The following is a 12387-nucleotide window of genomic DNA, read 5'->3' on the forward strand; positions in this document are numbered from 1 at the left end:
TTTTAAATTAAAGAAATGTCACAAAGAATCAGAATAAAACTAAAATCTTACGATTACAACTTGGTAGACAAGTCTGCTGAGAAAATCGTAAAAACGGTAAAGGCTACTGGTGCTGTTGTAAACGGTCCAATTCCATTGCCAACGAATAAGAGAATCTTCACAGTATTGAGATCTCCGCACGTAAACAAGAAAGCAAGAGAGCAGTTCCAACTTTCAGCTCACAAGAGACTAATGGATATCTACTCTTCTTCTTCTAAAACTGTTGATGCTCTAATGAAATTAGAACTTCCTTCAGGTGTAGACGTTGAAATTAAAGTGTGATAAATGCATACTTTGCAATGATTATACAATCCGTTCCTTTTTAGGGACGGATTTTTTTTTAGGATTGCTTCGGAATCAAAACGATCAAAAGCAGATTTGAAAACCGTCAAATCTGCTTTTTTTTGCATTGTACTTTCTATAATCATAAAAAGTGTTAAGGAGATTACCCTTAATGATAGAGTGGATCTGTTTAGGGATTTTAAAGAGTCCCACGGAAGGATTAATGATCTGATATTCATACTTCTTTTTCAGGTGACATATGTCACTCTCGTTTATTTATTTAGAATGAATAAAAATAATAATTTTGCAAAAAATTATCAGATGAATAAAGTAGTATCCTTTTCTCTGCTTGTATTAGGTGGGGTTTTTGTAAATGCACAGAAAGTTAATGATTCTATTAAAAAGTCGAAGGAAATTGACGAAGTAGAATTATTCGGTGAAAGAAAAAAGCAACCGCAAGGTTTGGAAACAATCACAAGATTGCCATTAAAAACCAGAGATCAGATTCAGAGTATTTCAGTAATCTCCCATAAAGTAATTGAGGATCTAGGAGGGTTAACGGTTACAGACGTTGCAAAGAATGTTCCTGGAGTAACTCAATTCGGTAGCTACGGGGGAACCAGAGAAAGTATGTCTATCAGAGGATACAGAGGAGTTCCGGTTTTAAAGAACGGAGTTCAGATGGATTCTGATTTCCGTACTGCAGGAATGCTTACCGATATGCAGGGAATAGAAAGTATTCAGATAATTAAAGGATCTGCTGCTGTAACACAGGGAATAGGTGACGGTTTAGGTTCTGCAGGTGGAGTGATTAATGTGGTCACTAAAGTTCCTAAATTTATCAATCAGACTAATGTTGGTTTCAGATACGGAAGCTGGGATTTCTATAGACCAACAGTTGACTTCCAGAGAGTATTAGATTCTCAGGGGAAAGTTGCTGTCAGACTCAATGCAGCTTACCAAAATAATAATAGCTTCAGAAGATTTATTAATACAGAGCGTATTTACGTAAATCCATCCATTGCCATCCGCCCGGACGATAAAACTGAGATTGTGGTGGAAATGGATTATATGCATAACAATACAACACCGGATAGAGGAACTGTAAACCTTGCCAAAGGAGATACTGAAGCAATATACAAAATGCCGGGAAGAAAATTCCTTGGATTTTCTACAGATAAGGCAAAGACTGAAACATTCAACTTCTCAACAACGGTTACAAGAAAGCTGACTGAGAAATTGAGATTGAGAGCGGCTTATATGAGCTCATCTTATCAGACTGAAATTGTAGGTGCAGCACTGGCTCCTTTAAAGAGAGATAATCCGACAGAGTTCCGTAACAGAACATTAACCCGATCTGATAGAGAGGATTTAAATAAAGTATTTCAATTCGATTTTATTGGAGCTGATGTCATGACAGGATTCATGAAACACACTTTTCAGGTAGGTTTTGACTGGAAAGAATCTAATGTTACAACGACTTCGTATAAAGCTAAAGATGTTGACCAGATCAATGTCCTGAATGAAATCAACAATATTCTTCCTGCAGGAGTTAATATAGACTTATCAACAGCTAACGCTATTAATACAGTAGCACCTACAATGGGGTTAATGGCACAGGATGTCATTACTTTTAATAAGTATGTTAAAGCTCATTTAGGAGTTCGTTACAGCAGACTCATTGGCTCAGATAAAGAAAAAGACTACGCCTGGAATCCTTCATTGGGGATTATGATTTCTCCGATTGAAAATATGAACATATTTGGTTCCTATACAAGCACTACAGCGTTGAGAAGTTCCAATAATGTATTGTTCAGCGGAGGAACTGTAGGAGCATCTACTACAAAACAATGGGAGGCTGGAATTAAATCAGACTGGCTGAATGAAAGATTAAGATTTAATGTAACTCTTTTTGATATCAAGACAGATAATTTATCATATGAACTTCTTAATGGCGGAAACCCTACCGGAAAATATGCTCTTGCCGGTAACTTAAAAAGACAGGGTGTTGAAGTTGAATTGATAGGTAAAATTCTTCCAAACCTACAAGTGATGACGGGATGGGCTTATGTGGATGCACAATATGAAGACAGCCCTTCATTTGTGAATGGTTCAGCACCTATTAATACCCCTAAACATTCTGCTAATGCGTGGTTGAATTATAAATTCGATACAGGGATGTTAACAGGTCTTGACGTAGGAGCCGGAATCTATTTTGTTGGGCAAAGACCAGTGGATGACTATAAACAACAATATACCAATACAGAAAATGGCCATGTGAATGGAACTCAGCCAGGAGAAAAACCTTTCTTCATGCCGCAATATACTACGGTAGATGCCCAGATAGGATATTCCTTCAAAAATGGATTGGGATTAAGAGGATTCTTCAATAACATCTTTGATTCAGTAGGATATAATTCTTATTTCAGAGGAGGATACATAGATCAGATTCAGCCTAGAAACTTTGCTGTACAGGTAAACTATAAATTCTAACCAACAAAATTATTCAATATGAAAAGTATCAAAACGGTATTCTTAGCATTGGCGCTTGGAGCTGCGGCTGCATCTTGTTCCGGAGATAAAAAGAAAGGAATAGACTATAACGAGTTTAAAACAGAAGTAAAGCTTACAGCTGAACAGGAAAAGAACTTTAATGAAATCACTGCAAAATATCAGCAGCTTCAGGAACAGAACTTTCAGGCAGCAAAAGCCCAGGGTGGTAACATGGACCGCGTAGCCTTAGGAATCAAAAATGAAGAACTGAGAGCACAGCAGTCTATCGAAATGGCTACTGTTTTAGATGCGCCTCAAATGGAAAAGTTCAACAAATTTGTTGATGAAAATTCCAGAAAGAGACCAAGATATGACAACGCATTATTGGAAAAAATCAAAACCGAAGCTCAGCTTTCTGATGATGAATTCAAAATGGTGAATGCAGCCAATGATGCTTTTGAAAAAGCCTTCAATGATGCTCACGATGTCTATCACGGAAATAATGATTTGGCTAAAGAATACTGGGAGAAATTTGATACCCAGAGAAAAGCAGCTATTCAGAAAGCTTTGAGCCCTGAACACTATACGAAGTTTGAAGAAATCGTGAAAGAAGTTCAGTTCAAAGGAAGAAAATAAACGACATTGATACCAGTAAGGGCTGGAAGCAGGAAGAGGAAATGGATATGATATTGGGCTAAAAGTTCTTACTGACTTTTAAGAAAACGTATTCAATTTGGTGAATGTAGATTAAAGTTAAACCAGTAATCTTTTAGACTAAAATAACTTCCATCATAAGCTTTATGCTTCCTTGCCCGAATTTGTATTAACTTTTTTTAATTTATTCATATCAATTTTTAATTTAAAACATTAAGACGGTAAAACTGTCTTAATGTTTTTGCTGTTAAACAATGAGAGTATTATTCAAAAGCCTTTACAGAAAAAGAAGAAAAAATGAATCAGTTACCAAATATCTGATGTGGATTATTCATCTCTGGCTGGGCCTTTTATCAAGTGTCATTGTTTTTGTGATGTGTCTTACCGGATGTCTGTATGCATTCAAAAATCAAATCACAGATTTTAGCAACAGAGATAAAATTTATATCAGTCAGGGCTCAGGAAAAGTTATGAATCCCGATCTTATCCGGGCAGAATTATTAAAACAAAATAAAGAACTTACCTCTATGATCATTTCCGATGATAAAGGAAAAAGCTTTGTGATTGGTTACCGTGAGAATAATCTGGATAAAAGCACTTACTATAACCAGTATACAGGAAAAGTCCTGGGGCAGGCCAATGTGGGTTCCGTTCAGTTTTTTGAAACAGTTCTTGATCTTCACAGGAATCTGATGATGGGAAATGTAGGAAGACAGATTGTGGGAGCATCAGTTTTAGTCTTTTGTATTCTGCTGATCTCAGGTTTAATCCTCTGGCTTCCGAAAAAGCTGAAGTTTTTGAAACAGGGATTAACCGTTATGTTCAAAGCAAAATTCCAGCGGGTTAATTATGACCTGCACAATACCCTTGGGTTTTATACTTTTCTGATGCTGTTTTTTATAGCTGTTACCGGATTATATGTCACTTATCCTTGGGTGAAGAATGCTCTTATTGTAAGTCTGGGAGGATCATCAATACACAATATTTCAAAAGAAAAAAACAGTGGTGACGATGCCTTCGGAGGGCTTCTGGAAGATATGCTCCAAAAGCAGGATGAAAAGAAAAATCTAAAAGAGGCTGCCTCAGCTTCAGTGGGTGAAATTTTAAAACTGGCAGATCATCATTTACCTTACCATGCAGTGACGAGTATAGAGCTGCCCAATAAAGAAAACCCACGGTATGTTGTGATCAAAACGAACACACAGAACTTCCTTGGAATGATGCTTCCTGATGAAGTTACTTTTGATAAAACCGGAGTTTTCAAAACAAAAGAACTGTTCTCAGACAAACCCCTGAACAAACAGTTTACAGCGTTGGCAAAACCCTTACATACCGGAGAAATTATGGGACTTCCAAGTATTATTTTCTATTTTATAGTTTCTCTGATTGGCTGTTCTCTGCCGATAACAGGATTTATGATCTGGTGGCACAGATTCAGGAAAATAAAATAAAAGGTAGAAATAACCTGCCCTGAAATATTTAGATACCTCATATGCTTTATCTTTTCCTGTTTTAAGATTAATTTTTTATACATTTATTATTCTAAAAACTGAGGCTATGGGTCATAAGGATCATCATATTTTTGAAAAATTTTCAAACTGGGCTGTCAAATTTACAGGGAGTCCATATGCTTTTATGGGAGCTTTTCTCATCGTTGTAATATGGGCGGTTTCCGGTCCTTTCTTTGATTATTCTGAAACCTGGCAGCTCGTGATCAATACCGGAACAACAATCATTACCTTCCTGATGGTATTTCTGATTCAGAAAGCTCAGAACAAAGACTCCAAAGCCATACAGATCAAACTGAATGAACTGATTGCCGCTCATGAAAAAGCAAGCAACCGTATTGTAGATATTGAAGATCTTACGGAAGCAGAACTCGATCAGCTCCATATCTATTATGAAAAACTGGGGCAGCTTGCCAAAAAAGATGCCGATATTCATACGTCTCATTCCATAGATGCTGCACAGAGAAACCAGGATTACAAATATGAATTCTTCAAAAGAAAACATGAAGAATGGTTGCAGAAACAAGAACAAAAAAAGAATTGATTAAAAATTTTCTTAATATTTTGAATATTGTGGTTTATTTTTAATTTTTTAGTGGGTGTTATAACGGTTTTGGGGTGTTTTTTTGATTTTCTATCTGGTTTTTCGTGTTTTTTTTGATAAATATCTACATTTATTGAAAAAAAATATATGAAAACAAAATTATTTTGCTTGCCGATATTATTGTTCGCAATATCAGCAAATGCACAATGGAGTACAGGGTTGCCTCAACAGAAAATAATAAAAAAGAGTGATCGTTCTGTTTACTACCAGCTTGATATTGATCAGATAAGAACGCAGTTGCTAAGAGCTCCTAAAATGGGTGAAGGTTCTCCCATCACTATCAATATTCCTACTCTTAATGGAAAAATAGAAAAATTTACCGTCAACAGTTTTCCGGTTATGGATGAAACTTTGGCTAATAAATATCAGTTAGGATCTTATGTAGGGATTGGAACTGATGATCCAACCAAATACATCCGTTTCAGCGTTGCTCCCAATGATTTCCAGTCTATGATTATTGGTGCCGACGGGCAATATGAATTTATAGAACCTGCAACCTCTGATAAGGCTTATTATTCCGTGCATGGGAAGACTAATAAGAACGGACATGCATTTGTGTGTAATACAAAAGAAGATAAAGAAGCTGTTGCCAGAATGCAGAAGCTTATGAACTCCGGATCTACAGCAAAATCAAATAATAAAACATTCCACACCCTTAGACTGGCAATGTCCGTAACAGGGGAATATACTGCTTTCTTTGGAGGGGCAGCAGGTGCTCTTACCCAAATAAATGCTACTTTATCAAGAGTGAATGGTGTACTTGAAAAAGAATTTAATGTACATGTTAATGCGATTAATGCTCCCAACCTAATATTTACAGATGCTGCCAATGATCCTTATAGCGAATCCAGTCTTATGTGTAAATGGAATAATGAATTAATGAATACATTACATGGAGGAGCATACGGTGTTACAGATGCAGATTTTGATATAGGACATTTATTTGGAGCAACAGGTGGCGGTGGAAGTGCCGGTTGTATCGGTTGTATCGGAAGTAATGATACCTCTACAAGTATTGATCCTAATTGTCAAAACTCACCTTCTCCAGGCAATTATAAAGGAAGTGGATATACTTCCCCTGGCATTGATTATTACGCTGGTGGAACATGGAACCAAAACAGTACTGCTCAATTACCACCAAGTGGAGACGCTTTTGATATTGATTTTGTAGCACATGAGATCGGGCACCAATTGGGAGATTCCCATACATACAGTTTCTACGAGAATTTTCTGAATCAGGAAGTAGAACCAGGTTCAGGATCTACCATCATGGGATATGCAGGAATTACAGGTCCAAATACAGATGTACAAAAGCATTCCGACGTATATTTTCATAATGTAAGTATTGAGCAGGTACAGACCAATCTTGCGTCTGTAACGGCAGATATTGAAACTCCGATTACCAATAACCCACCTGTGGTTACAGCAATGCCTACTACTTATACCATTCCAAAATCTACAGCATTTGTGTTGACGGCATCAGCTACAGATCCGGATGGAGATGCACTGACCTATTGCTGGGAACAGGTAAATCCGAGCAGTTTAGGCAATGGAGTAACCAAAAATAATATTGGAAATACAAGTTCAGGAGCGAATTTCAGATCCTGGGCACCTACTGCAAGTCCTACAAGATATTTTCCTAAACTGGCTACCGTGCTTGGCGGTGCTGTAAAAAATACAACAGATTTTGAAGCTGCCAGTACAGTAGCAAGAACAACAAACTTCCGTGTAACGGTAAGAGATAATAAACCGGGAGGGCAGGCTCAGACCGCTCATACTACACAGACTGTAGTTGTGGGGAATGCGGCTGCGTTTACCGTTAATACAACATCATTGACTCCTAATGCCAACTCTACTATTGCATGGACGGTTTCCGGAACTACGGCTTCTCCGTATAATGTAGCGAATGTTAAAATTGATTATACAGAAGATGGTGGAGTAACCTGGAATGATCTGGCGGCATCAGTACCAAATAACGGATCGGCAAGTGTTTTCATTCCTGCATCTTTAGCCGGAAAAACCATTCACCTGAGAGTGTCAGCTATCGGAAATGTTTTCTACGCAGCGAAGCAGGCTACCGTATCCAGCCTATTGGCTGTTTCTGAAGCTGGAAGTACCCAATCGGTTAAGATTTATCCGAACCCGGTAGAAGATGTATTGAATGTCATGAATGTTTCTTCAAACGCTTCTTATGAAATTTTCAATGCCCCGGGACAGGTGATTGCAAAAGGAACCATTGGAGAGGGTAAAATTAATGTAAGAACACTTGTGAAAGGAATCTACTTTATTACAATCAATAATAAAGAAGAGAAGAGCACCACTAAATTTGTGAAAAAATAATACGGTAAAAATACCAAAAATAAAAACCTCTGATCACTCAGAGGTTTTTTTATGGAAGATATTATCTCATGAAATAACTGAAATAACTACAGCTGCCCATAAGGCTTTTCGTTGTTTCAGTGTCAGAATACTGAGCTTTCAGCTGAGCAAAGTAAGTTCTGTATTTCTGGTTTTTAAGTTGGTCCATTTCCTTTTGGCGGGCCTCTTCTTTTTCAGACCATTTCGGATCTGAATAATCAAAATCTTTTGGAGCCTTCGCTTCATACTGGTAATATTTACCCTGTTCGGCACTTGCCATCTGGAATAAGATTCTTGCTTTTTCTTCTTTATTATTGGAAAGCTTAAGCGCTTTTTGATAATAATTGATAGACAGATCAAAATTGTCAGGTTCAATATAAGAAGTATCAAGGAAGTTTTTATAATAATACTTATAAGGATTCTTTCTGTCCGTATTCCAGAAGTCGTATTTACCTCCGTTGCTATTGTCAATATCCATAACAAACAATTGACGGTAATAGCCTAAAATGGACGTGTTGTACAATAAGTTTCCGATAAGCTGGTTGGCTTTTGCTGCTTTTTCATCCGTTCCGTTTCCAATCTTTTTAAGTTGAATCAGTGCGTCTGCCAGTTCAAGTTTATCCATACTTGTTTTGATGAAAGGGAAATCTGTATAGTTCTCGGCTTTCATACTTTCAGCATCAGGGCTTCCGAAACTTTCCCAAACATTATGTCCGAATACCAGATTTGAAATGTTTTTAAATCCGTCATACTCTGCAGGTGCATATTGTTTTGGAGTGATGGTCTGACCATTCTTTTCTGTCCATTCATAATTCTGTCTTGGAATACCGGCAAAGTTTTTTGCTTTTCCATAATAAGCTTTTGCCTTTTCAAAATCGGCAAGCCTCATGGCTCTGTCTCCATAAATGGTACTGAAGAAGGCATCAATATTGCCTACGCTGTCCATATTTTTGGCAATGATCTGTTGTTCAAACTGAGTTTTATTGGGCTTTCTGTAAAACTCTTCCACACTTTTCACTAAGTTGGAATTTGGATTGTACTGGAGATCAGAAAGCTTATTGTTCATCAGGAAAGATTTTCCGTCTTCTCCCTGAAGGAAATAACGGTTAGCAATAACATCTTTAAGGAAATCTGCAGTAGAAGGCACGTCACCATAATAATCGAAATTATCTGTAGCAGCGGTATCTTTTTTTACTTTTTTCTCTACGAAATATTCCGCATAATCTTTCATCAGATGATCTTCATATTCTGCATCAATTTTAGGCTGAGAAACAATATCATTCAGAACTTTCATTCTTTTGATTTCCTCCATATATTCAGGGTTAGCTGTTTTGATGTCGTCCAGAATTTCAGAGCTTCCTTTGTAATCTTTCTTTAAAAATTTGAGATAAGCATCGGCAATCTGCCAGTATTCATCTTTGGATTTTTCTTTTGTTTTATCAGTGAATTTCTCCAGATCATCAAGGAAATCCTGTGTTTTTTCATCGTAATAATAACCTGTTCTGTTATAGAATGGAATTCGGTCAGGATTACTGAATAACTCATCATCACTTTGATCAGCTTTAGCACTATCACCTGTTTTTTCAGATTTGGAACCGCCGAAGAGATTTTTAAAGAACCTTACAATTTTCTGCCAGAAAGAAAGTTTTTCTTCCTTTACTTCAGGTTTCGTTTGAGCTGTAGAATTGTTTTTTGCAGCGTTGTCCGTAGAGTTTTCTTTTGCCGATACCTTTTGAGCCTCCGAAGTATAGTAATACGTAGGCAGATAGCTTCTTTCCAGCTCATTGATACTTCTGGCAGCCATTACTTTCAGGATTTCAGAATCAGGATTGATTTCATACATCTTTTCCATCATTGGAATAGGATTGTTGAAGTCTTCATACCCTAAAAGGAAATAAGCCATATTCTTTTCTTCATTCGTATGGGCTCTTTTCATGATATTGCTGAAAGATGCCGTATCAGAAAGCTTCATAGAAACAAATGCAGATTCCTTACGGTCTTTACTATTCATGAATACCTGAAAGAAGTTCCAGTTGGCATCACCGTTCATTTCCAATCCTCTTTGTGCTCCTGCCAGTTGATCCAGAGACATGAAGTAAACCGATCCTTTTAATTTTATAGGAGCCACATAAGTTTTGAAAGCCTGTAGTGCAGAATCATAGTTTCTTGTATAATGATTCAGACGAACCAGCTGATACCCGTAACGTTGTTTGATTTCGGGATTTCTTGCCGCATTGTACAAAGAAGTTAAGGCGGCAATAGTTTTATGATAATCAAGAGCTGTTGCATTTTTTCTGCTGGCATCTCTGTCGTAATAAAATGAATTCTCACTTTCAACATAATTGATGCTCATAAAAGGCTCAAGATATTTGGCTTCAATTAAATAATCAATAGCCTCTTTATATTTTGAGTAAAATCCTGTACCCAGCTTTTGTAGAAGAGGATTTGTGGGATTTCCGTTCTTTAAAGCATTCAGGTCGTTCATGCTGATCTTGTACACCAGATTCTGGGTTTCAGAATAACTGAGCTGATTATTAAAAAACTTTTTCCATGTTTCCACATTGTCATCAGGGATCAATGATGAGTTGTAACCTCCATAAAATCTGCTTGAATAGTTGTGCAGAAAAGGAAGATACGCTTTGTCCTTGATAATGGTTTGCGTAAAAAGGTTGAAGTAATCATAATCAGGATCTGACCACGCACAGGCATCAGATTGTGTATAGAAAAGTGATACAACCGCAAGTGAAAGAATATACTTTTTCATAGGGTGTGTAGTGTTTTTAGTTTTAATATTGTATGGTTGGGTTCTGGCAGTTGGCAGGTCTCTGTCTCAGGGAGATTTAAAATTTCCGATCTAACACAAATTTACTATCTAATTGATAATAAATAATATTAAAGTGTGGAATTTTTTTCTCCAAAAAGGAAACTACTTCTTCAAGCTGTTCTTCAGATATTTCTTCTACCTTTATTTTGAAGCCTTTGTTTAAATAACTTCCAAAGTAGAATCCGTCTTTCAGAACCTCAATTTCATAGTCGGATATCTTTTTGAAATTCGGATTTTCAAGATCTCTTTTCGATAAGGCATTGATGAGTTTATGCTTTTCCAAATGGTTGGTGACAATTCCCCATGAATAAATAGGAAGGGCAACCTCAATTTTTTTGATAGGATACTCCTCAATTTTTGAAAGATAACTTTTTAAGATATTCACATCCAGAATAGAATTCTTATCAGACTTTTCCAATGGCGAAGAAGTAGAGTAGCACATCAGATATACTTTTTCCACAGGAGGAATCCCGGTTTGTTTCTTATCCTTCACCTGATGAAGACGAAGTGTGCAGGTAATTTCTTTTCCGGAAACTTTTTTGAGTTCTTTCAGAAATTTAAAATAATCGTTCCGTGTTCCGGCAGTCCAGTCACAGTCGATTTGAATTTCAGGATAAGTTTTCAGTTGATATTCTTCTGTTTTCTTTTGAACCAATAGATGAATGCTTTCTGCCAGAAATTTGATCTCTTCTGCAGAAATACCCAGTAACGTCTGATTGGTAATGAAAACTGTAGGAACAATCTGCTTGTCTGTCTGAAAACTTTGGTCTTTGGTGATAACAGCAACGGGCTGAAATTTTCCGTTCACTTTATCTACATCGAAGAATCTTGTATATACATAAGGAACAGTTGCCTGATCCAGAACTTTTTTCTCTTCTTGATCAAGCTTTAGTTTGGTTTTCCAGTAATAAAATGTGTAAGAATGATGCTCTTTCCTGTTGCATGATACAATAAGAAGGAGGAGAAATAGAAATAATAATTTAAAATTTTTCATTGGTGTAAATCACCCTTCAAAATTAAAGATATTTTGGCAGAATATAAACCGTAAAATCCCGGTGATTAAAGAATGATAGCCGATCAACAAGAAAACCACCCGAATGGAGTGGCTCTCTCTATATGATTTTACTACTTGAAGAATTCGCTTTCACATGTACATGTTTCCTTATTGAGACTCTCACTCGATGAGCAGCAGCCTTCAAGGTTTTTAACATTTCCCTTTTCATCAGTAAGGTAAATTTTTTCTTTATCGAATTTCACGAAAAACGTTTCTTCAAATTTTTTGAAAACCACTTTCATTACCTTATTAGGTGCGTATTTACCAGCATTGATTTCTTCTGTTGTTTCTTCTCCGCTAGCCTGATTCACCTGTACATATCCAAAATGGACATCTCCATTATTTTTTACATCCAGATAATAATGAGGAGTGCCAGTGCCACTATATCCTTTCATAATATCAAAAGCTCTGTATCCAATAAACGGAATCTCTGCCTGCTGTGCCCATGTAAAAATGCTGATGCACAGAATCATTAAACTGAAAAACTTTTTCATAGATATTTTTTTCAAAAGTAAAGATATTTAAGCAAAACATCGACCGTAAAAATACGGTTATTGTAAACTGTAAAAGA

9 protein-coding genes are annotated in these 12387 nt (G+C 36.7%); 6 read left to right on the forward strand and 3 right to left on the reverse strand.

Annotated elements, in window-relative coordinates:
- Positions 1 to 15: 15 nt before the first annotated feature.
- The 6 genes from rpsJ to CQ022_RS16065 all read left to right on the forward strand — a co-directional run bounded on the left by rpsJ (position 16) and on the right by CQ022_RS16065 (position 7920).
- Positions 16 to 321 carry a 30S ribosomal protein S10 gene (rpsJ, locus tag CQ022_RS16040; protein WP_002661363.1) on the forward strand — a complete coding sequence of 102 codons (306 nt, stop codon included), beginning with the start codon at positions 16 to 18 and terminating at the stop codon, positions 319 to 321.
- 321 nt (positions 322 to 642) lie between these two features.
- Entirely contained in the window at positions 643 to 2814 is a 2172-nt protein-coding gene (locus tag CQ022_RS16045; protein WP_105683422.1) for a TonB-dependent siderophore receptor, read from the forward strand.
- A gap of 18 nt (positions 2815 to 2832) precedes the next feature.
- Positions 2833 to 3450 carry a hypothetical protein gene (locus tag CQ022_RS16050; RefSeq protein ID WP_105683320.1) on the forward strand — a complete coding sequence of 206 codons (618 nt, stop codon included), beginning with the start codon at positions 2833 to 2835 and terminating at the stop codon, positions 3448 to 3450.
- Positions 3451 to 3722: 272 nt separating this feature from the next.
- On the forward strand, positions 3723 to 4919 hold the full coding sequence (locus CQ022_RS16055; protein ID WP_105683321.1) for a PepSY-associated TM helix domain-containing protein: 1197 nt from the start codon (positions 3723 to 3725) through the stop codon (positions 4917 to 4919).
- Between the two features lie 106 nt (positions 4920 to 5025).
- Positions 5026 to 5520, forward strand: a complete 495-nt coding sequence (locus CQ022_RS16060) for a low affinity iron permease family protein (RefSeq protein ID WP_105683322.1) — start codon at positions 5026 to 5028, stop codon at positions 5518 to 5520.
- A gap of 147 nt (positions 5521 to 5667) precedes the next feature.
- Entirely contained in the window at positions 5668 to 7920 is a 2253-nt protein-coding gene (locus tag CQ022_RS16065; protein WP_105683323.1) for a zinc-dependent metalloprotease, read from the forward strand.
- Between the two features lie 61 nt (positions 7921 to 7981).
- Here the strand turns inward: CQ022_RS16065 and CQ022_RS16070 are convergent, their stop codons facing one another.
- The 3 genes from CQ022_RS16070 to CQ022_RS16080 form a co-directional block, all read right to left on the reverse strand.
- Entirely contained in the window at positions 7982 to 10702 is a 2721-nt protein-coding gene (locus CQ022_RS16070) for a hypothetical protein (RefSeq protein WP_105683324.1), read from the reverse strand.
- 76 nt (positions 10703 to 10778) lie between these two features.
- Positions 10779 to 11756: a hypothetical protein gene (locus CQ022_RS16075; protein WP_105683325.1), complete on the reverse strand. Its 978-nt coding sequence runs from the start codon at positions 11754 to 11756 to the stop codon at positions 10779 to 10781.
- A 131-nt stretch (positions 11757 to 11887) separates the two neighbouring features.
- Positions 11888 to 12310 (reverse strand): hypothetical protein, encoded by a 423-nt coding sequence (locus CQ022_RS16080; protein WP_105683326.1) that lies wholly within the window; start codon positions 12308 to 12310, stop codon positions 11888 to 11890.
- Positions 12311 to 12387: the final 77 nt, after the last annotated feature.

Source organism: Chryseobacterium culicis (genome assembly GCF_002979755.1).
Taxonomy (GTDB): Bacteria; Bacteroidota; Bacteroidia; order Flavobacteriales; family Weeksellaceae; genus Chryseobacterium; species Chryseobacterium culicis_A.

Bases quoted from the DNA above. Each gene is read 5' to 3' on its own strand.
- rpsJ (WP_002661363.1), top strand. From the start codon at position 16: ATGTCACAAAGAATCAGAATAAAACTAAAATCTTACGATTACAACTTG.
- CQ022_RS16045 (WP_105683422.1), top strand. From the start codon at position 643: ATGAATAAAGTAGTATCCTTTTCTCTGCTTGTATTAGGTGGGGTTTTT.
- CQ022_RS16050 (WP_105683320.1), top strand. From the start codon at position 2,833: ATGAAAAGTATCAAAACGGTATTCTTAGCATTGGCGCTTGGAGCTGCG.
- CQ022_RS16055 (WP_105683321.1), top strand. From the start codon at position 3,723: ATGAGAGTATTATTCAAAAGCCTTTACAGAAAAAGAAGAAAAAATGAA.
- CQ022_RS16060 (WP_105683322.1), top strand. From the start codon at position 5,026: ATGGGTCATAAGGATCATCATATTTTTGAAAAATTTTCAAACTGGGCT.
- CQ022_RS16065 (WP_105683323.1), top strand. From the start codon at position 5,668: ATGAAAACAAAATTATTTTGCTTGCCGATATTATTGTTCGCAATATCA.
- CQ022_RS16070 (WP_105683324.1), bottom strand. From the start codon at position 10,702: ATGAAAAAGTATATTCTTTCACTTGCGGTTGTATCACTTTTCTATACA.
- CQ022_RS16075 (WP_105683325.1), bottom strand. From the start codon at position 11,756: ATGAAAAATTTTAAATTATTATTTCTATTTCTCCTCCTTCTTATTGTA.
- CQ022_RS16080 (WP_105683326.1), bottom strand. From the start codon at position 12,310: ATGAAAAAGTTTTTCAGTTTAATGATTCTGTGCATCAGCATTTTTACA.